Origin of the sequence: Pectobacterium peruviense (genome assembly GCF_002847345.1) — a bacterium.
GTDB classification, from domain to species: domain Bacteria; phylum Pseudomonadota; class Gammaproteobacteria; order Enterobacterales; family Enterobacteriaceae; genus Pectobacterium; species Pectobacterium peruviense.
Genome location: NZ_LXFV01000022.1, coordinates 1 through 20,620, shown reverse-complemented (window position 1 = coordinate 20,620; position 20,620 = coordinate 1). Strand labels below are relative to the sequence as shown.

Sequence of the window (20,620 nt, the reverse complement as noted above, 5' to 3'; positions counted from 1 at the left end):
GGAGGTCGATTTGATCCCGGACATTTCAGAAGCACTTTCTTGGCTGGAAAAACACCCATTGGCAGTGAAGGGTATTCAGCGTGGAATTGAGCGCGAAACATTGCGCGTAACAGCAGACGGACATCTTGCTACGACAGGGCACCCTGAAATATTGGGCTCTGCGTTGGCACACCCATGGATTACGACGGACTTTGCAGAAGCTCTGTTGGAGTTCATTACGCCGGTCGACAAAGATGTCGATCACTTGCTGACGTTCCTGCGCGATATTCATCGTCACGTTTCCCGTAATCTGGGCGATGAAAGGATGTGGCCATTGAGCATGCCGTGCTTTATCGACAGCGAGCAAAATATAGAGTTGGCGCAGTATGGCTCTTCAAATGTCGGGCGTTTTAAGACGCTTTACCGTGAAGGGCTGAAAAATCGCTATGGCGCATTGATGCAGACCATTTCCGGCGTGCATTATAACTTCTCTCTTCCGCTGTCATTCTGGCAGGCGCGAGAAGGCGTCGCTGACGCAGAAAGCGGGAAAAAAGCCATATCTGCGGGATACTTCAGACTGATTCGTAACTATTACCGCTTTGGCTGGGTTATCCCTTACCTGTTTGGCGCGTCTCCGGCGATCTGTTCTTCTTTCCTGAGAGGGCGAGAAACTGCGCTACCGTTTGAGCGTACTGAAAAAGGCATGCTTTACCTGCCTTATGCGACCTCTCTACGGCTCAGTGATTTAGGCTATACCAATAAATCACAGAGCAACTTGGGAATTACGTTTAACGATCTGGACACCTATGTCGCCGCGTTAAAACGTGCGATAAAAACGCCGTCTGAGGAATATGCTCAGGTTGGTATGAAGAAGGATGGTCGTTATCTACAATTGAATACGAACGTCTTGCAGATTGAGAACGAGCTCTATGCGCCAATTCGTCCTAAGCGTGTGACGCGTGCGGGTGAAACGCCATCGGATGCCTTACTGCGTGGTGGGATCGAATATATCGAAGTCCGCTCGCTGGATATCAATCCGTTCTCTCCGACCGGGGTGAGTGAAAGTCAGGTGCGTTTCCTGGATTTATTCCTGATCTGGTGTGCGTTGGCGGATGCGCCAGAAATGAGCGCGGATGAACTACTGTGTACACGTAAAAACTGGAATCGCGTGATCCTTGAAGGTCGTAAGCCTGGGCAAACGGTAGGTATGCGGTGTGAAACCATCCAACAACCGATTGCTGAGGTGGGAAAATCCCTGTTTGCGGATTTACGTCGTGTTGCGGAAGTGCTGGACGCGGAAAACGATCAACCACATTATCAGCAGGTATGTGATGAGCTACTCGTTGGTTTTGACGATCCTGAAACGACGTTCTCTGGCCGACTGTTAACGTTGATGAAGCAAGAAGGCAATGGTAGCGTTGGGCTGAATTTAGCGGAAGAATACCGCAAAATGCTCAGCAGTGAGCCGTTGCAGGTGTTGACGGAAGAACAATTGGCCGCTGAGAGCGAACGCTCTTGGCAGCGCCAGCGTCAGATTGAGTCTGAAGATACGATGGATTTTGACGATTATCTGGCGACGCATTAAAAAGAAAAGGCCACAGAAACTGTGGCCAAATAAACATCTCTAATAGGGATGATAATAAATGCGCGTCTTTCAGTAAGTCAGACTCGCATAAAAAGGAAAAGTTTCCCGGAAACGAGAAAAAATGAATTTTTTCTATGAGGAGATGGCATTATGCCGTTACTAGATAGCTTTACCGTTGACCATACTCGAATGGCTGCACCTGCTGTTCGGGTCGCTAAAACCATGAAAACCCCTCATGGCGACACTATTACGGTATTTGATCTGCGTTTCTGCCGTCCGAACATCGAAGTCATGCCTGAGCGTGGCATTCATACGCTAGAACACCTGTTTGCTGGCTTCATGCGGAATCATTTAAACGGTGATGGCGTTGAGATTATCGATATTTCTCCGATGGGATGCCGTACCGGTTTCTACATGAGCCTGATTGGTACGCCTGATGAGCAACGTGTTGCTGCTTCCTGGAAAGCCGCGATGGCGGACGTTCTGAAAGTGACTGACCAGCGTAAAATCCCTGAACTGAATGAATTCCAATGCGGCACCTATGATATGCATTCACTGGAAGAAGCACAGGAAATCGCTCAGCATATTCTGGATCACGATGTTGGTATCAACCAAAATGACGATCTGGCACTGCCGAAAGATAAACTGGCTGAGCTACATATCTAGTTTTTGGGTATGAACAGATAAAAAAGAGAGCCGAAAGTGGGCTCTCTTTTTTGTGCTATTGAACATGTCAGACCGCGAGAAAATGTTGTATAACCCGGCTGCCAAAGTAGGAAAGCGTCAGCATCAGTGCGCCAATTAGACTAAACCAGACGACGCGCCGACCTCGCCAGCCTTCATGGTAATGCCCCCAGAGCAATAGAATATAGATGAACCAGGCAAACAGGGAGAACACCGCTTTGTGCAGGTTCTCTTTGTTATCGATGAGGTTATCCATATAGAACAAGCCGGTACAGAGCGTCAGCGTGAGCAGGATGACGCCAATCTGCGTGATGTGAAACATCTTACGTTCAATGCCCATCAGCGGCGGCATGTCAGCGGCAAAACCGAGTTTTTTGTTCTTGAGCAGATAATCAAGCCAGGCAAGCTGGAGCGCATAAAGTGCCGCAATCAGCAAGGTTGCATAGGAGAACAGCGCCAGGCCGATATGGATCATCAACCCCGGTGACGCTTCCAGATGCGTAATAAACTCACTTGGCATGAAGCTGGCGAAGGCGAGATTGATCAGCGCAAAGGTGTAGACGATAGGGAGAATAAACCAGCCGCGATCGCGTGCTGCGACAATCGTCATAACCGTACAAATAATGAGGCTGACAAGCGAACCGATATTCAACAGACTAAGGTTTTGACCCGCCTGAACATCGAAAATGCGTTGATAAAGCGCCACCGCATGGCAGATTAGCGCAGCGCTGGCCGAGAGTATTGCCAGCCGACGATATGCACTGTTCTTGCGCAGCAGACTGGGGATAATCAGTCCGAGGCTGAGTGTGTAGGCGGCAAGCGCCACAATAGCGAAAACAGACATACAAATAGGTTATTAAATATCAACTAGGTAAAATAGAGAATCAGTATAGCGTTAGTCGTCGTGGGTACCAACAGTTCTCCGTCAGCAGCGCTGAGATCGTTCCCGCTTTTGTGTATAATCTCTTCCATTCGTGTCGCGCTGGCGGCCTGTCTTACGTTGAGCATGAGATATGTTTGAAAATTTAACCGATCGACTCTCGCGCACATTGCGCAATATCAGCGGCCGCGGGCGGTTGACTGAAGAAAACATTAAAGAAACGCTGCGTGAAGTGCGTATGGCATTGCTGGAAGCCGACGTAGCGTTACCCGTGGTGCGTGATTTTATCAATCGCGTAAAAGAACGTGCTGTGGGACATGACGTCAACAAAAGCCTGACGCCGGGTCAAGAGTTCGTCAAGATTGTTAAAAACGAACTTGTCAGCGCAATGGGTGAAATTAATGCCGAGCTGAACCTTGCCGCTCAGCCGCCTGCGGTGGTCCTGATGGCGGGTCTACAAGGTGCAGGTAAAACGACCAGTGTGGGCAAACTGGGTAAGTTCCTGCGTGAAAAGCAGAAGAAAAAAGTGCTGGTGGTTTCTGCTGACGTTTATCGCCCTGCGGCGATTAAACAGTTGGAAACGCTGGCACAGCAGGTAGGTGTCGATTTCTTCCCGTCTGATGCGCAGGAGAAGCCACTTGCTATCGTAGAACGTGCGTTACAACACGCTAAGTTGAAATTCTACGATGTCCTGTTGGTCGATACCGCCGGTCGTCTCCACGTCGATGACGCGATGATGGATGAAATCAAGCAGGTTCATGCGGCGATTAAGCCGGTTGAAACGCTGTTTGTGGTTGATGCCATGACGGGGCAGGATGCAGCGAATACGGCGAAAGCCTTTAATGAAGCGCTGCCACTGACCGGTGTGATCCTCACCAAAATTGATGGTGATGCCCGCGGCGGTGCGGCGTTATCTATCCGCCATATTACTGGCAAGCCGATTAAATTCCTTGGTGTCGGCGAAAAAACCGAAGCGCTAGAGCCATTCTATCCCGATCGCGTCGCATCACGCATTCTTGGCATGGGCGATGTGCTTTCACTGATTGAAGATATTGAAAGCAAGGTGGATCGTACACAGGCAGAGAAGCTGGCCAAGAAGCTGAAGAAGGGCGACGGATTCGATTTGACCGATTTCCTGGATCAGCTTAAGCAGATGCGCAACATGGGCGGCATGGCGAGCATGATGAGTAAAATGCCTGGCATGGGCCAACTGCCTGATAATGTTAAATCGCAAATGGATGACAAGGTGCTGGTGCGTATGGAGGCGATCATTAATTCGATGACGATCCAAGAGCGTGCTAAACCCGAGATTATCAAAGGTTCGCGTAAACGTCGTATCGCACAGGGTTCTGGCATGCAGGTGCAGGATGTGAACCGTCTTCTGAAGCAATTTGATGACATGCAGCGAATGATGAAGAAGATGAAAAACGGCGGCTTGGCGAAAATGATGCGCGGCATGAAAGGGATGATGCCACCAGGATTCCCGGGGCGTTAACCTTCAAAACCGATGGTGCAGAGAAACTCTTGGCGAGATTATACGCTTTAGATTGCTTTTTGCGCCAAAATGAGTAAAATTTTCGGGCTTTTTATATGACATACTGGGCTCCGTTCCTCGATGGGGCCCAGTTGTTTTATTCACTAAAGAGGATGTTATGGTAACAATTCGTTTGGCACGTGGCGGCGCGAAAAAACGCCCTTTCTATCAAGTAGTCGTGACCGACAGCCGCAATGCGCGTGATGGTCGTTTCATCGAGCGCGTAGGTTTCTTCAACCCAATCGCAGCTGGTCAAGCAGAAGCCCTGCGTCTGGATCTGGACCGTATCGAGCATTGGCTTGGTCTGGGTGCAACTGTGTCTGATCGCGTATCTTCGCTGATCAAAGACGCTAAAAAAGCAGCATAATCTGTTGCGGTGGTGATAATGAGCAATCAACTTAGTCCAAAACCTCCCGTTAACCCGATTGTGATGGGGAAAATTGGGTCGGCGTATGGCATCCGAGGTTGGCTCAGAGTGTTTTCATCCACCGAAGATGCCGATAGCATTTTTGATTATCAACCTTGGTTTATCCAGAGTAAAAGCGGTTGGCAGCTTGTCGAGATTGAAGGCTGGAAGTATCACAATCAGGATCTGATCATCAAAGTGAAAGGTGCTGATGACCGTGATGCGGCTAATTTACTGACCAATTGTGAAATTGTCGTAGATTCGTCACAACTGCCCGATCTGGGTGAAGGTGATTATTACTGGAAGGATCTTATTGGCTGTCAGGTCGTGACCGTAACAGGTTATGAGTTGGGTAAAATCATCGACATGATGGAAACCGGCTCGAATGATGTGATGGTGATAAAGGCTAACCTGAAAGATGCCTTCGGAGTCAAGGAGCGGCTGGTTCCGTTCCTCACCGAACAGGTTGTTAAGCGCGTCGACCTTTCTGCTCAGACTGTTGAAGTAGATTGGGACCCTGGTTTTTGAACTCTGAATCGACCAGTAGTATCCAACGGAACGAAGCTATGTGGATTGGGGTGATTAGCCTGTTTCCAGAGATGTTCCGGGCAATTACTGATTACGGAGTCACTGGCCGGGCAGTTAAAAATGGCCTGCTGAACGTACAGTATTGGAGTCCTCGCGACTTCACTTACGATCGGCATCGCACCGTGGACGATAGGCCTTATGGCGGCGGCCCCGGTATGCTGATGATGGTGCAACCTTTACGGGATGCGATCCACGCAGCAAAAGCAGCGGCAGGCGAAGGCGCGAGAGTGATTTATTTATCACCTCAGGGCCGTAAATTAGATCAGCAAGGCGTACGTCAACTTGCTACGAACCAGAAGATGATTCTGGTCTGTGGACGGTACGAAGGGATTGATGAGCGCGTAATTAAAACCGAGATCGATGAAGAATGGTCTATAGGGGATTACGTACTCAGCGGTGGGGAACTGCCAGCGATGACCCTGATTGACTCCGTCGCCCGCTTTATACCGGGCGTTCTGGGACATCAGGCTTCAGCAGAAGAAGATTCTTTTGCCGACGGATTGCTGGATTGTCCTCATTTCACTCGCCCTGAAATACTGGAAGGCATGGACGTTCCGGCAGTACTACTGTCTGGCAACCATGCGGAAATACGCCGCTGGCGATTGAAGCAGTCGCTGGGCCGAACCTGGCTTAGAAGACCTGAACTTCTGAAAAGCCTAGCTCTGACTGACGAGCAAACAAGGTTGCTGGCTGAATTCCAACGTGAATATCAGTCTGAGCAACAAGAGTATTAGGTGGTTACGCCAGTTTACTGCGCGAACCCAACTATCAGTTTACCTAGGGTAAGAGACATATTATGAGCAACATTATTAAGCAAATCGAAGACGAACAAATGAAGCAGGACGTACCTGCATTTCGTCCGGGTGATTCCGTAGAAGTGAAGGTATGGGTTGTTGAAGGCAGCAAAAAACGTCTGCAGGCATTCGAGGGCGTGGTTATCGCTATTCGTAACCGCGGTCTGCATTCTGCATTCACTGTTCGCAAAATTTCTAACGGCGAAGGCGTGGAGCGTGTATTCCAGACTCACTCTCCAGTTATTGACAGCATCTCTGTTAAACGTCGTGGTGCCGTGCGTAAAGCCAAACTGTACTACCTGCGTGAGCGTACTGGTAAGTCTGCTCGTATCAAAGAGCGTCTTAACTAAGATAGCGCTTTCGCAACATCCGAAAGTTGTTATTTTTAAAATGCCTAGCGAAATTGCTAGGCTTTTTTTTGTCTGAGTGGCGGCAGAGAAAAGATAGATAAAAGACATCTCAGGTACTTGCAGGGACGAGTATGATAGTTCCGTCAGAGAGCCAGTTACGAATAAGGCTCTCTGGTTTGATTATAACGACAGTCCATTATTGCACGTAGTAATTGTTTTAACGTGATAGTTAGTTCGGTGACTACCTGCTGGAGTTGTTTTGTTTGAGTATCCGGTGAGCTAATTAATATTGGTCTTTGGAACCTGACTTCATTTCTTCTGTCGGTAATGATTCAAGGCTCGTTGGAAAGGTGAATTACTCTTGGATGATCGATTTTAGCAAAAAAATCAAGTAATGGCTTATGGTTACTTGATATTGATGGGAGTTACGACGTTTATACTGTTGCCGTTCTTCCTGATAAAAGAATTAATATTACGGGTGAAACAATAAGTTTTGAATGTGATATTGATAAGGTAACCCTTCTGGGGGTTGTGATGGAAACTAAAAAAGTTGTATTACTCAGGGATATGTAATGAAGAAGTTTTTTAAGTGGGTACTTTATATTTTTGTTGCTTTAATTGTTATTGGTTATTTCGCAGATGACAAAAAAGCAAACAAAGGTAGTGAATCTAACGCTTCTGTGAGTAACGCTGTAAGTACTCCTGTGCCAGAAAGTAAAGCGCCAGAGGTTTATAAGACTACTGCTAGCGGATTGTTCAACGCTTATGAAGAGAATGAAGTTGCTATAGATGAAAAAATGAAAGGGAAGATTGTAGAAATATCAGGCACAGTACAATCTATTGATAAGGATTTTACCGACGCTATTATTGTTCAATTAAAAACTAGTAATGAGTTTCTTCCTGCAATGATGCATATTATCGATTCAGAGAAATCAACGGCGATCTCTTTAAAGAAAGGACAGAAGATTGTTGTTAGATGTGAAAGTGTAACGCGTATTATTGGTGCTCCAGCCGGTCGTAATTGTGTATTTGTAAATTAGAGCATTTTTATGGCGGTTAATTAGTGCCGCCATTTTATCCCTAACCGGTGCCTGAACACTATTATGACAGTAAAAAGCCCACCATCTTTGGTGGGCTTCGCTTTCCCTGATGCCATCATTATTGTTTGAATTTCAGCATCATGATGACATCAGATGTGGTTATTTTATAAACGTTTATACAGATCAATTTTCCGATATTGATCGGTTACGGCGATCAACGTATCGCGTTGGTGCCAATTTCCTACCCTGCTCAGAAAGGTTTATTCGCGATAACTGTTGGATACATGTGCATACGATCGTTTATAAACTGAATGTCTGTGAATCCGGCCTGCTCTAACTGCGACTGTGTTTGTTTGTGGGTACGAAATGCTGTCCATGTTGCGCCAATAATGCGCGAGAAAAGTACATACTGAAGTGCTAGCAATTTCGGGTCAGAGCTTGCCCATGGGGAATCTTGCGACAGCGTAGGGGGCGGTGTCATAAAGCTGGTTATCAGCGTGCCTCCTGGCTTCAATCCAGAGTAGAACACGCGGTAAAGCTCAGTGACTTTGTCATCATCTTGCTCATAAACATTGAGTCCATTGCTGGTAATCACATCGGCTTGTGCTGCTAGATCAATTGTCCAGGCATCAGCAAGAACCAATGATATCTGGTTTTCTAACCCTTGCTGACTGGCAAGTTTATACGCTTCTTCCAGCGCTTGTTTATCCAGATCGATCCCGATTAATTTCACATCTCGATGCCGCGTATAATCCAGCAGCAGTAAATCTGCCATGACGCCGCAGGGGACGGATACCATGATGGCGTCGGGGCGCAAGAGCTCTTGAAGCAGGCGCTGGAAAATACCGAATCGTTCACGTGTTGCCAAAACGCTGGGTAACTGTGTGTAGATGATTTCTTCGAGTGGATTAACATAGCGATCTGGCCTATGTGTTATCACATTATGTGTCCAGTACGCATTTAGCCCATGGTGTTTTAGTAAAAACTGACCTAACTCAAGATGGGAAAAAGCATCCAGAAGCGCCAACTGTTCTTCTACGGAAATCCCGAGGTGAACGCCTGACTCGAGAATTTTGTTTTTTACCGCCGCGACCCGTTCATCATGGCTTTCTTTTGATGAGGTATCGTGTGACAAGAGTCTTGGGCTACTATTCAGAGACGCGTTATGAGGCTTGTTTGAACCGAGCATGTGAGCACTCCATAATATAATCGCTATCAGGAATAATGGGATTAACTCGAAGTGACCTATGAGCTTTCGTTATCCCAACATTAGATTGTTAATAACTTAATGTGATTATTCATGTTGGCAATGATAGGGGCGAGGTATGTCTGGCGTATTTCTGTGCGAGTACAAAAGTGAGTGGAATTGTTACCAGATGCGATGAGTCCTAGCTTTCTATCAGCTACGTTGCGTATTAGTATGGATCATCGTTATTCAGGAAGATGTTAAGGTAGATTCTGTTGCCAGTGGGTTCGCAGTGTCTCCGCTGCTTCTACGCCATCGCAGCTGGCGGGAAAGTTTTTCCCTGCTTTTCCCCATTCTTCCATGTTATCTGCACGACAAAAAGCCAATTGCCCTGCCTGATAACCGCGCAGGTAGGTGTCACGGTCAACCTGTGGATTACCAAACCATTCCTGCAAGGTGCCATCGTCTTTTACGACCATGCCAGAGGTCGCATCCTGGTAACCAGCTTCATACCAGAATCCTGACTCGCTTTTAGCCGGTAGCGACGGTGTGTTGCTTTGGCATGCTGTCATTAAAAGAATTACAGCCAAGACATAACTGTATTTCATCATCAAACCTTTAATATTTGCGGCCATTGGCCTGAATGAACATCGTTATCAGGCGATGCCCAGCTTTTCTTTCAGTAGCTTGAGGTAGCGGCGACTGACGGGGATATGTTTCCCCGTATGTGTCAGCACTTCTGCTGCGCCGTTTTCCATTAGCTGGATTTCTTTCAGTTGCTCTGTGTTAACCATATATTGACGATGGCAACGGACAAAAGGCGTTTTCTCTTCCAGTGTTTTCAGTGAAAGTTGGGTGTAGCCAGACTGGCTGACTCCCACTACGTGCACGCCACTGAGTTCCGAACAAAGATACTCGACTTCCTCAATCTTGAGCAAAAAAATACGATTGTGTCCGTTGCAGGGAATATGGCGGAGTAAGGGTTCTGAAATTATCTGTACGTTTTTATTTACACTTGTGCCGCGGCGTAGACGGTTTAGCGTTTTACTCAGCCGCTGTGCATCCAGTGGTTTTAGCAAATAGTCAAAAGCATGTTCTTCAAATGCTCTTACTGCGTATTCATCATAGGCTGTCACGAAGACGACGTAAGGCATATTTTCTGGATCCAGCATTGCAACCAGCTCTAACCCGCTGACCTTTGGCATCTGTATATCCAGAAAAATCACATCCGGCTGCAACCGGTGGATTGCGGGTATTGCCTCTAGCGCATTGCTGCACTGTGCAATGATGGTGATATCAGATTCATTTTCCAATAGCAGGCTGAGCTCTTCGCGTGCCAGCTGTTCGTCATCGATGATTATGGTTTTCAGCATCCTTCCCCCTTGTTAGCGTGATTCTACCATTATTCATGCTAGGGATTAGCATGGTTGCGTCGGGGAGTGATAGAGCATGCAGATATTGTTTTTCTGGCAATATTTAGGGTGGTAATTTTTTATTTACACCATGTGGATTGAAATCTTTACGGTTCGTGTTATGGTGTAAACATTACGCGTAGGTTGTAAAGACGATCGCGAACATACCGAACTCTTCAGGAATGGGATCATGCAAAAAGATTCACTTAATAATATTAATATCAGTGCAGAACAGGTTTTGATTACTCCCGATGAATTGAAAGCCAAGTTTCCGCTTAACGACGCGGAGCAACGCGACATTGCGCAAGCGAGAGCGACCATCGCAGATATTATTCATGGCCGTGATGACCGGCTGCTGATTGTCTGCGGGCCTTGTTCTATTCATGATACGGATGCTGCGTTGGAATACGCGCGCCGCCTGCAGTCGCTTGCTGCTGAATTGAACGATCGCCTCTACATTGTGATGCGCGTTTATTTTGAAAAGCCACGCACAACCGTGGGCTGGAAAGGGCTCATCAACGATCCGTTCATGGATGGTTCATTTGATGTGGAATCAGGGCTGCACATCGCTCGTGGGTTGCTGTTGGAACTGGTGAATATGGGGCTGCCGCTAGCGACAGAAGCGCTTGATCCGAACAGTCCGCAGTACCTGGGCGATCTATTTAGCTGGTCAGCTATCGGCGCACGTACGACTGAATCACAAACGCACCGCGAGATGGCTTCTGGCCTGTCGATGCCAGTCGGGTTCAAAAATGGTACTGATGGCAGTTTGGGAACAGCGATCAACGCGATGAGAGCTGCCGCGATGCCTCACCGCTTCGTCGGTATCAATCAAACTGGGCAAGTTTGTTTGCTGCAAACGCAGGGTAACGTTGATGGTCACGTGATTCTGCGCGGTGGTAAAGAACCAAACTACAGTGCGCAAGATGTCGCCGAATGTGAAAAACAGATGCAGGAAGCGGGACTGAGACCTGCGCTGATGATAGATTGTAGCCACGGCAATTCGAATAAAGACTACCGCCGTCAGCCACTTGTTGTTGAATCTGCAATTGAGCAAATCAAGGCGGGAAATCGTTCGATTATAGGATTGATGCTGGAAAGCCACCTTAACGAGGGGAGCCAGTCTTCAGAACAACCGCGTTCAGATATGCGCTACGGTGTATCGGTCACGGATGCCTGTATCAGTTGGGAAAGTACAGAAACGTTGCTGCGTTCCGTTCATCAAGATCTGAGTGCCGCACGTGTGAAACATTTAGGAGAGTAACAAGATATGGTAGCTGAACTGACCGCATTACGTGATCAGATAGATGAAGTAGATAAGGAGCTTGTCGCGCTCTTATCACGTCGGTTGCGTTTGGTGGCGGAAGTGGGTGAAGTGAAAAGTCGCTATGGTTTACCCATTTATGCGCCCGATCGTGAAGCGGCCATGCTCAGCTCACGCCGTAATGAGGCAGCGTCGATGGGGGTTCCGCCGGATCTTATTGAGGATATCCTGCGGCGCACTATGCGCGAGTCCTATTCCAGCGAAAACGACAAAGGCTTTAAAACGCTGTGCCCACAATTGCGTCCGGTTGTCATCATTGGTGGCCGTGGTCAAATGGGGAATCTGTTTGAGAAAATGCTGACGCTGTCGGGATATCAGGTGAGGATCCTGGAGCAAGATGACTGGCCGCGTGCGGATGAGCTGTTGTCTGATGCGGCTATGGTGATTGTCAGCGTGCCGATTCATGTTACCGAACAGGTTATTGCACGTCTGCCTGCTTTGCCAGACGACTGTATTTTGGTTGATTTGGCCTCAGTGAAAAATGGCCCACTTCAGGCGATGCTGGCGGCGCATAATGGTCCGGTGCTCGGCTTGCACCCGATGTTTGGGCCAGACAGCGGTAGCCTTGCCAAACAGGTTGTTGTTTATTGCGATGGCCGACAGCCGGAAGCTTATCAGTGGCTACTGGAACAGATTCAGGTATGGGGGGCGCGTCTGCATCGCATTAGCGCGGTCGAACACGATCAGAACATGATGTTCATTCAAGCACTGCGCCACTTCGCGACATTTGCCTATGGCCTGCATTTAGCGGAAGAGAATGTGCAACTTGAACAGCTATTAGCGCTGTCATCACCAATCTATCGTCTGGAATTGATTATGGTTGGGCGACTGTTTGCGCAGGATCCGCAGTTGTATGCCGACATTATTATGTCTTCAGAGGATAATTTGGCGTTGATTAAGCGTTACTACAAACGTTTTGGCGAAGCCATTGAGTTACTGGAGCAGGTAGATAAAGCAGAGTTTATCAGCAGCTTTAAGAAGGTCGAGCACTGGTTCGGCGACTATGCCAAACGCTTTCAGGCTGAAAGCCGCGTGCTTTTACGTCAGGCAAATGATATTCGCCAGTAAGTACGTTTGAGTTTTAGATGGTGCTTGATATTGGAATTGTGCTTGAAAAGCCACCCCGGTGGGAAACCAGGATGGCTTTTTCAATTATTCGTTCACATCGACTATTCGTTTACATCAACAGGTACGACGTTTTCACTGGGGTAACAGCCCAACACTTTCAACGAGCGGGTAATGGGGGCTAATCCTTTTAGCGCTTTCTGCATGGCATCGCCGCGCAAATTGGCCTGCACATCAAGATAGAACATCTCTTCCCACGGGTTACCGTTGATCGGCCTGGATTCCAGCTTAGTCATCACAATGCCGTTATCTCGCAATACCAACAGTGCCTCCACCAGTGCACCTGACTGCTGACCTGTTGCCATAATCAACGTGGTTTTTGCGGGGACTTGTTCAGTCACATCAATCGGCTTACGCGCTAATACAATGAAGCGGGTGATGTTTTGTGATTGATTGGCCAGATCATGTTCCAGTACCTGTAATTGGTAAAGCTGACCACCAGCTTCGCTGCCGAGTGCCGCTGCTTTTGGAGAATTGAGTGCAGCCACTTTTTCCATCGCCGCAGCCGTGCTTTCACAATATTCAATTTTCCAGTGCGGAAAACGATTGATGAAATGGCTACACTGCTGGAATGGCTGAGGGTGGCTGTAAACCGTTTCGATCTGTGCCAATGACGTATCAGTAGCAACTAAAACGCAGTGGTTTATCGGGTTGGTTAATTCACCAACGATGGATAACCCCGTGTGTTGCAGCAGGTCGTAGACATCGTTAATCGAACCGGAACTGGTATTTTCAATGGGTAAAACGGCATAGTCGGCTTGCCCTGTTTCCACCATGTTGAAAATATCCTGAAACTTCTGGCAACCGCACTCAATAAATTGCTCGAAATGTCGTGCGGCATATTGGCGGGCTGCGAGATGGGAATAAGACCCCTTCGGACCGAGAAAGGCGACGCGGGCAGAGTGTGATGTTGTTTGATTGAGGTGGTGCTGTAAGAGCGCCTGCTGCGTCAGTACTGAATCTTCAATGATGAGCTGAAATAAGCGAGTAATGTAATGACCATCAAGGTGGTGTTTTTTCCCTGCGGCTGTCAGCTTGTCCAGCAAATCACGCTCACGCTCTTTGTCCCGGATTGGACGATGCGAATGTAATTTACTGCGGGCAACGTCCAACGCGAGTTCTCGTCTTTGTGCCAATATTTCAATTAATTGCAGATCCAATGCGCTGATGCGCTCTCGCAGTACCAGTAATGGGTTGTCTGTCATGATGCTGTTACCTGTCTTATGTTCTTATATAAAAAAAGCCTCCTGGTCAGGAGGCTTTTTTGTTCGTCTTCGTATTCTTGCTCTTACGACGAATCGCCTCCCAAATCAGGGGAAGGTGAAAAAGAATACGAAGAAGAACAGTTTATTGATCATGTTTACTCGGTTAGTCAGGAAGATATCCAGATTCTGAGCAGGTAAGGTAACTGTTGGCTTTTCATCCTGTCAATACAAAATCGCCGAGCGTACTTTTAAACCGTGTATTGCATTGGTTCTTTAGGACGCAGATAGCGGCGCTTAGTATGCAAAAACGCGCCCAAGGGCGCGTTATATTGAGATGAATAGAGTGGAGATTACTCTTCTTCTTGCGTCGGTTGTAGATTAGCTTCTTTAACACCCGCTACCGCGCGTCTGGCTTCACCTTTGTGTTGGAGTTTGTCCAACTGGCGTTCGAGCTTGGTAATCAACTCATTGATAGCGGCATACATATCGTCATGTTTAGCACTGGCAACCAGCGGGCCATTCGGCGTACTGATCGTGGCATCAGCCACAAAACCCTGAGGTTCTTTTGACAGAATGATATGAGGGTTAATCAGCTGGGTTTGCCACTTATCCAGCTTAGTAAGACGGTCTTCGACATGTTGACGAATTGCGGGGGTGATATCCATTTGCTTACTGGTAATATTAATAGTCATATAAACTTACCTCTCTGCCTATGTCCGTCTTGGATAATTTCAGCATACAGTGAGTTGTGGCAAAAAGCGTGATTTTGATCGCTTTTTTTCGTCACTTTTTGTCAAGAAAATGCGATTTGTGAAGCGCCATCGGGAATAGAAGGGAAGTACTTGAGGGGGCATCTGGCCTGTGCCATTATTGATAGGATGTATTGATGTCACCGCGCTGTTTTTGACTCCTGCCAACCCTATTTTTCCTGCTTATCGATGTATAACGAACAGGTCGAAACATAAAAAAAACGGCAACCGAAGCTGCCGTCTGATTATTGGCTGTCACTTATCGTTTATGCCGGATTAGCGGCAATCACTTTTGCGACTTTGTCTGCCTGTGCGGCCAACTGCAGTTCACGGTAAGCGCTTTCCATCAACGGCAGGGCATTTTTTGTTGCCTGAGTATCTGGGTAATCACGCAGCATTTGCTCAACGCGATTAACTACTGCCACATAAGCGCCACGTTTCGTGTAGTATTGCGCGACAGAAAGTTCATACTTGGCCAGACGCTCTTTGAGGTAAACCAAACGCTTGTTTGCGTCGGTGGCGTATTGGCTGTTCGGATACCCCTGAATGAGCTTACTGAAATCCCGGAATGCGGTGCGGGCATACTGCGGATCGCGATCGGAACGATCGACGCCGAAGAAGCCTTGTAACGCGCTATCATCCAGCGCCATGTCGGTCAGGCCGCGCATGTACAGGACATAATCCACGTTTGGATGGGTCGGGTTGAGTCGCAGGAAGCGGTCAATAGAAGCTTGGGCCAATGGCAGCTCCGCGGATTTGTAATAGGCGTAGATCAAATCCAACTGTACTTGCTGCGAATATGGACCAAAGGGATACCGGTTATCCAGTGCTTCCAACTGCGTGATGGCTGCTTTAAAGTTGCCGTCCTGCAGTTTTTGTTGAGCATTGGCATAGATTTCAGATGGCGGACTATCAGGAACCGCATCTTTGGAATTGCTGGAGCAACCAGCCAGCGCCAGGCTCAACGTGGCGGCAGCCACCAGATATTTCATACGCGTCATGACGTTTTGATTATCCTCAGAATGTTATTCCGGGAGGCTGTCCGTTTAGCTCCCGATTTAGACCAGCTACAATAGTACATTATTTTAAACGGCATCGCCGTCAAAACCCAACGTTAACGAAGAAGCTGCATAATATGGCACAACAAGTACAACTCACCGCAACGGTGGCCGAATCTCAACTCGGACAACGTTTAGATCAGGCTTTGGCCGAATTGTTCCCTGATTATTCACGATCCCGCATAAAAGAGTGGATTCTTGAGAATCGGGTACAGATTAACGGCAATGTCATCAATAAGCCAAAAGAGAAAGTACTTGGCGGCGAATCGGTAGCCATTGATGCATTGATTGAAGAAGAAGCACGCTGGGAAGCACAGGATATCAAGCTGGATATCGTGTATGAAGATGAGGACATTCTGGTCATCAATAAACCCAGAGGTCTAGTGGTTCACCCCGGTGCGGGTAATCCAGATGGCACGGTATTGAATGCCTTGTTACATCACTACCCTGAGATTGTTGATGTGCCCCGTGCAGGGATTGTGCACCGGCTTGATAAAGATACCACTGGGCTCATGGTGGTGGCGAAAACTGTACCAGCACAGACACGTTTAGTTGAAGCATTACAGGCGCGCGAAATTACTCGTGAGTATGAGGCCGTTGCGATTGGTTCGATGACGGCTGGTGGCATGGTCGAGCAACCTATCGCCCGTCACGCAACCAAGCGTACTCACATGGCGGTGCACCCGATGGGCAAGCCCGCCGTGACTCACTATCGCATTATGGAGCATTTCCGTGCGCATACCCGTTTGCGGTTGCGTCTGGAAACGGGGCGCACCCATCAGATTCGTGTGCATATGTCGCATATTGACCATCCGTTGGTTGGCGATCAGTTATACGGTGGTCGTCCTCGTCCGCCAAAAGGTGCGTCGGATGATTTCATTAAAACGCTGCGTGGCTTCGATCGTCAGGCACTGCACGCTACCATGTTACGTTTCTACCACCCTATTACCGGAATTCAAATGGAATGGCATGCGGCACTGCCGCAGGATATGGTCGATTTGATTGATGCGTTGAAAGCCGATACCGCGGCGTTTCAGGATCAACTCGACTGGTAATGCATTCAATACGATAAGTGCTGACTATAGAGGTGACGGACTATGCTGATATACCCCGACTGGCCTTTGCCAGAAAGTGTGAAATCTTGCAGCACGACGCGTATTGGCGGGCGTAGTTTGGCACCTTATGACTCGCTGAATGTTGGGAATCATGTGGGTGATGAGTCCGAACTAGTCAGCGCAAATCGGCAAACGCTGGTGGAGATGGCTGGTCTTCCTGCTATGCCACATTGGTTGGAACAGGTTCACGGTACTGATGTGATTCGTATTGGCGAGGCGTTGCCATCGTCCGTTTGCGGTGATGCTGCCTATACCGATAAGAAAGGTCAGGTTTGTGCGGTGATGACGGCCGACTGTTTGCCTGTGCTTTTTTGTGCAATCAACGGCAATGAAGTCGCTGCCGCACATGCTGGTTGGCGAGGATTACACGCGGGTGTGCTGGAAGAGACAGTAGCCTGTTTTCGAGCGAAGCCCGCGCAAATTATGGCATGGTTTGGACCCGCTATCGGGCCTGATGCTTTTGAAGTCGGTCCTGAAGTTAGGGATGCGTTTATTCAGCATAACGCGTCGGCGGCCTCTGCATTTAGGCCTGAAGGAAACAAATTTTTTGCCGATATATACCAGCTAGCGAGTCTGCGTTTACGCGCTGCAGGGATAACGCAAATTTTTGGTGGGAATTCCTGTACTGTGAGCGAACCTCACAAATTCTTCTCTTATCGGCGTGATGGCGTGACGGGCCGTATGGCAAGTTTAATCTGGCTGATATAACCTATTGAATTAAGGCGATCCAAGATAAGTAACATTTAAATCCCGTCACGACTGGCAAAATAACCTTGAAATTTTTGAGGGATGACCTCATTTAATCTCCAGTAGCAATTTTGACCAGTGTACGGGAGGTGTTATGCGTCTGGATCGTCTTACCAACAAATTCCAACTTGCTCTTGCTGATGCCCAGTCTCTTGCCCTTGGGCGCGATCACCAGTTTATTGAACCACTTCATTTGATGAGCGCTTTGCTTCATCAGGACGGAGGAACTGTTGGTCCACTTCTGACTGTCGCAGGAGCCAATCTTAATCACCTGAAAGCTGAAATCGACCAGGCAATCACGCGTTTGCCTCAGGTTGAAGGCACTGATGGTGATGTCCAGCCTTCGAACGAGTTAGTTCGCGCATTGAATATGTGCGACAAACTTGCGCAAAAGCGTGGTGATACCTTTATTTCCTCAGAACTTTTCGTGCTTGCTGCTTTGGAGTCTCGCGGCACGCTGGGGGATATATTGAAAAAGGCGAGTGTCACGCAGCAAGGTGTAACGAACGCGATTGATCAAGTGAGAGGAGGAGAGCAAGTGAACGATCAAGGGGCTGAAGATCAGCGCCAGGCATTAAAAAAATTCACTATTGATCTCACTGAACGTGCAGAACAAGGCAAGCTCGACCCGGTTATCGGGCGTGATGAAGAGATTCGTCGCACTATTCAGGTCTTACAGCGTAGGACCAAAAATAATCCGGTATTAATTGGTGAACCCGGTGTGGGTAAAACGGCGATAGTTGAAGGGTTAGCCCAACGTATCGTTAATGGAGAAGTGCCTGAAGGCCTGAAAAACAAGCGCGTGCTTTCTCTAGATATGGGCGCGCTGGTGGCTGGTGCGAAATATCGTGGTGAGTTTGAAGAACGTCTGAAAGGTGTGCTCAACGATCTGTCTAAACAGGAAGGTAATGTCATTCTGTTTATTGATGAACTGCATACGATGGTGGGGGCGGGTAAAGCTGATGGCGCGATGGATGCCGGCAATATGCTAAAACCCGCGCTGGCTCGAGGTGAGCTGCATTGTGTTGGGGCGACGACGCTGGATGAATATCGTCAATATATTGAAAAGGACGCCGCGCTTGAGCGTCGTTTCCAGAAAGTGTTTGTCGCGGAACCTACCGTTGAAGACACCATTGCGATTTTGCGTGGATTGAAAGAGCGTTATGAATTGCACCATCATGTGCAAATTACTGACCCGGCGATTGTTGCAGCGGCAATGTTGTCCCATCGCTATATTTCGGATCGTAAGTTACCGGATAAAGCCATTGATCTGATTGATGAGGCGGCATCCAGTATACGTATTCAGATTGATTCAAAACCAGAGCCTCTCGATCGGCTTGAGCGCCGAATCATCCAGTTAAAGCTGGAACAACAGGCTCTGAAGAAAGAATCTGATGAAGCCAGTCAAAAGCGGCTTGAGTTGCTAAGTACGGAACTTGACCAAAAAGAGCGTGAATATTCCCGACAAGACGAAGAGTGGAAAGCGGAAAAAGCGTCACTCACCGGAACGCAGAATATTAAGGCTTCTTTAGAACAGGCCAAAATTGCGTTGGAACAGGCTCGACGTCAGGGAGATCTAGGGAGAATGTCTGAGCTGCAATACGGCAAAATCCCCGAGCTAGAGAAGCAGTTGGCAGCCGCAACGCAGCAGGAAGGAAAAACGGTGCATTTGCTGCGTAATCGAGTCACTGATGTTGAAATCGCTGATGTGCTGGCACGCTGGACTGGAATTCCTGTTTCTCGCATGTTGGAAAGTGAGAAAGAAAAATTATTGCGAATGGAAGATGAGCTGCATCAGCGAGTGATTGGGCAAAACGAAGCCGTTGAGGCAGTAGCGAATTCTATTCGTCGTAGCCGAGCAGGGTTATCCGATCCTAATCGTCCGATCGGTTCGTTCCTGTTCCTCGGACCAACAGGTGTGGGGAAAACTGAACTCTGCAAAACGCTGGCAACTTTTCTCTTCGACAGTGACGACGCCATGGTGCGTATCGATATGTCTGAGTTTATGGAGAAACACTCGGTTTCACGTCTGGTCGGTGCGCCTCCTGGATATGTCGGCTATGAAGAAGGGGGCTATTTGACGGAAGCCGTACGCCGTCGTCCCTATTCGGTCATTTTGCTGGATGAGATCGAAAAGGCACACCCTGATGTGTTTAATATCTTGCTTCAGGTATTGGATGATGGCCGCCTTACTGATGGACAGGGGAGAACTGTCGACTTCCGCAATACTGTCGTCATCATGACGTCAAACTTGGGATCTGACCTTATTCAAGAACGTTTTGGTGAGCGCAGCTATACCGAAATGAGAGATATGGTTCTTGAAGTTGTTAGCCACAGCTTCCGTCCTGAGTTTATTAACCGTATTGATGAAGTCGTCGTATTCCATCCACTGGGAAGGGCGCATATTACATCGATCGCACAAATTCAGCTCCAGAGACTGTACAAACGTCTTGAAGAGCGTGGATATAGCGTCACGATCGCGGATGCTGCTTTAGATATGCTCGGAGAGGTCGGGTTTGATCCTGTCTATGGTGCACGTCCGCTTAAAAGAGCGATACAACAACTGATAGAGAACCCACTCGCTCAGCAGATACTGGGGGGAAAACTGATACCCAGTAAACCGATCACATTAGATGTTGAAGGTGAACTGATAGTTGCAAGGCAAGAATAATGTGAAGCGGTAAGTAATCAACGGGTGGCATTCGCTACTGAATGTCTCCCGTTTTTACGTCTTAAGCTCATATTGTATTCATATTTTGTATGGGTAATGTGCTAAATGATGTTTTTTGGTTTGTTTTTGAACGCTTGGAAATTATTTTGAATTTAGCGCTTGTCAGCGGCCGAGAAGTCCCTATAATA

General features: G+C 48.0%; 21 protein-coding genes and 1 other annotated feature. Of the genes, 14 read left to right on the top strand and 7 right to left on the bottom strand.

Annotated elements, in window-relative coordinates; genetic code table 11:
* Positions 1–10 precede the first annotated feature (10 nt).
* Together gshA and luxS are read left to right on the top strand one after the other, a co-directional pair.
* Positions 11–1,564, top strand: coding sequence for a glutamate--cysteine ligase (gene gshA / locus A0G03_RS15855; protein WP_048261746.1), 1,554 nt, complete (start codon positions 11–13; stop codon positions 1,562–1,564).
* Between the two features lie 150 nt (positions 1,565–1,714).
* A complete protein-coding gene (gene luxS / locus A0G03_RS15850; protein ID WP_048261743.1) occupies positions 1,715–2,230 on the top strand; it encodes an S-ribosylhomocysteine lyase in 516 nt (171 codons plus the stop codon).
* A 67-nt stretch (positions 2,231–2,297) separates the two neighbouring features.
* Here luxS and A0G03_RS15845 read toward each other — a convergent pair whose 3' ends face one another.
* Entirely contained in the window at positions 2,298–3,092 is a 795-nt protein-coding gene (locus tag A0G03_RS15845; protein ID WP_048261740.1) for a cytochrome C assembly family protein, read from the bottom strand.
* A gap of 169 nt (positions 3,093–3,261) precedes the next feature.
* Between A0G03_RS15845 and ffh the strand changes: the two genes are divergently transcribed.
* From ffh to A0G03_RS15810, 7 genes are all read left to right on the top strand, one after another.
* Positions 3,262–4,623 (top strand): signal recognition particle protein, encoded by a 1,362-nt coding sequence (gene ffh, locus A0G03_RS15840; protein ID WP_048261738.1) that lies wholly within the window; start codon positions 3,262–3,264, stop codon positions 4,621–4,623.
* Between the two features lie 157 nt (positions 4,624–4,780).
* Positions 4,781–5,029 (top strand): 30S ribosomal protein S16, encoded by a 249-nt coding sequence (gene rpsP / locus A0G03_RS15835; protein WP_015841363.1) that lies wholly within the window; start codon positions 4,781–4,783, stop codon positions 5,027–5,029.
* Between the two features lie 18 nt (positions 5,030–5,047).
* Positions 5,048–5,596, top strand: a complete 549-nt coding sequence (gene rimM / locus A0G03_RS15830; protein WP_005970361.1) for a ribosome maturation factor RimM — start codon at positions 5,048–5,050, stop codon at positions 5,594–5,596.
* A 38-nt stretch (positions 5,597–5,634) separates the two neighbouring features.
* Positions 5,635–6,390, top strand: a complete 756-nt coding sequence (trmD, locus tag A0G03_RS15825) for a tRNA (guanosine(37)-N1)-methyltransferase TrmD (protein WP_039350655.1) — start codon at positions 5,635–5,637, stop codon at positions 6,388–6,390.
* A gap of 62 nt (positions 6,391–6,452) precedes the next feature.
* Complete coding sequence (rplS, locus tag A0G03_RS15820) at positions 6,453–6,800, top strand: 50S ribosomal protein L19 (protein ID WP_005970359.1); 348 nt, start codon at positions 6,453–6,455, stop codon at positions 6,798–6,800.
* Positions 6,801–7,172: 372 nt separating this feature from the next.
* Complete coding sequence (locus tag A0G03_RS22135; RefSeq protein WP_080965258.1) at positions 7,173–7,373, top strand: S24/S26 family peptidase; 201 nt, start codon at positions 7,173–7,175, stop codon at positions 7,371–7,373.
* Positions 7,373–7,840 (top strand): OB-fold protein, encoded by a 468-nt coding sequence (locus tag A0G03_RS15810; protein ID WP_048261735.1) that lies wholly within the window; start codon positions 7,373–7,375, stop codon positions 7,838–7,840. The genes A0G03_RS22135 and A0G03_RS15810 overlap by 1 nt, the downstream gene beginning before the upstream one ends.
* Before the next feature lie 250 nt (positions 7,841–8,090).
* Here A0G03_RS15810 and A0G03_RS15805 read toward each other — a convergent pair whose 3' ends face one another.
* The 3 genes from A0G03_RS15805 to btsR all read right to left on the bottom strand — a co-directional run bounded on the left by A0G03_RS15805 (position 8,091) and on the right by btsR (position 10,399).
* Positions 8,091–9,029 (bottom strand): class I SAM-dependent methyltransferase, encoded by a 939-nt coding sequence (locus A0G03_RS15805; protein WP_048261732.1) that lies wholly within the window; start codon positions 9,027–9,029, stop codon positions 8,091–8,093.
* A gap of 257 nt (positions 9,030–9,286) precedes the next feature.
* Complete coding sequence (locus A0G03_RS15800; RefSeq protein ID WP_048261949.1) at positions 9,287–9,634, bottom strand: DUF2799 domain-containing protein; 348 nt, start codon at positions 9,632–9,634, stop codon at positions 9,287–9,289.
* A 48-nt stretch (positions 9,635–9,682) separates the two neighbouring features.
* Positions 9,683–10,399, bottom strand: coding sequence for a two-component system response regulator BtsR (gene btsR, locus A0G03_RS15795; protein ID WP_048261727.1), 717 nt, complete (start codon positions 10,397–10,399; stop codon positions 9,683–9,685).
* A gap of 229 nt (positions 10,400–10,628) precedes the next feature.
* Between btsR and A0G03_RS15790 the strand changes: the two genes are divergently transcribed.
* Both A0G03_RS15790 and tyrA read left to right on the top strand, forming a co-directional pair.
* On the top strand, positions 10,629–11,702 hold the full coding sequence (locus A0G03_RS15790) for a 3-deoxy-7-phosphoheptulonate synthase (RefSeq protein ID WP_048261724.1): 1,074 nt from the start codon (positions 10,629–10,631) through the stop codon (positions 11,700–11,702).
* A 6-nt stretch (positions 11,703–11,708) separates the two neighbouring features.
* Positions 11,709–12,830 (top strand): bifunctional chorismate mutase/prephenate dehydrogenase, encoded by a 1,122-nt coding sequence (gene tyrA / locus A0G03_RS15785; RefSeq protein WP_048261723.1) that lies wholly within the window; start codon positions 11,709–11,711, stop codon positions 12,828–12,830.
* Positions 12,831–12,931: 101 nt separating this feature from the next.
* Here tyrA and pheA read toward each other — a convergent pair whose 3' ends face one another.
* From pheA to bamD, 3 genes are all read right to left on the bottom strand, one after another.
* Complete coding sequence (gene pheA, locus A0G03_RS15780; RefSeq protein WP_048261720.1) at positions 12,932–14,092, bottom strand: bifunctional chorismate mutase/prephenate dehydratase; 1,161 nt, start codon at positions 14,090–14,092, stop codon at positions 12,932–12,934.
* 28 nt (positions 14,093–14,120) lie between these two features.
* Positions 14,121–14,246: a sequence feature (Phe leader region), on the bottom strand.
* Positions 14,247–14,442: 196 nt separating this feature from the next.
* Positions 14,443–14,784: a ribosome-associated translation inhibitor RaiA gene (gene raiA, locus A0G03_RS15775; RefSeq protein WP_048261716.1), complete on the bottom strand. Its 342-nt coding sequence runs from the start codon at positions 14,782–14,784 to the stop codon at positions 14,443–14,445.
* Positions 14,785–15,107: 323 nt separating this feature from the next.
* Complete coding sequence (gene bamD / locus A0G03_RS15770; protein ID WP_011094861.1) at positions 15,108–15,842, bottom strand: outer membrane protein assembly factor BamD; 735 nt, start codon at positions 15,840–15,842, stop codon at positions 15,108–15,110.
* A gap of 134 nt (positions 15,843–15,976) precedes the next feature.
* Here bamD and rluD point away from each other — a divergent pair, with 134 nt between their 5' ends.
* The 3 genes from rluD to clpB all read left to right on the top strand — a co-directional run bounded on the left by rluD (position 15,977) and on the right by clpB (position 20,432).
* A complete protein-coding gene (gene rluD / locus A0G03_RS15760) occupies positions 15,977–16,954 on the top strand; it encodes a 23S rRNA pseudouridine(1911/1915/1917) synthase RluD (protein WP_048261714.1) in 978 nt (325 codons plus the stop codon).
* Between the two features lie 42 nt (positions 16,955–16,996).
* A complete protein-coding gene (gene yfiH / locus A0G03_RS15755) occupies positions 16,997–17,722 on the top strand; it encodes a purine nucleoside phosphorylase YfiH (protein ID WP_048261711.1) in 726 nt (241 codons plus the stop codon).
* Positions 17,723–17,855: 133 nt separating this feature from the next.
* The gene (gene clpB / locus A0G03_RS15750; RefSeq protein ID WP_048261703.1) at positions 17,856–20,432 is read left to right on the top strand and encodes an ATP-dependent chaperone ClpB; all 2,577 of its coding nucleotides are present in this window, start codon (positions 17,856–17,858) and stop codon (positions 20,430–20,432) included.
* Positions 20,433–20,620 lie beyond the last annotated feature (188 nt).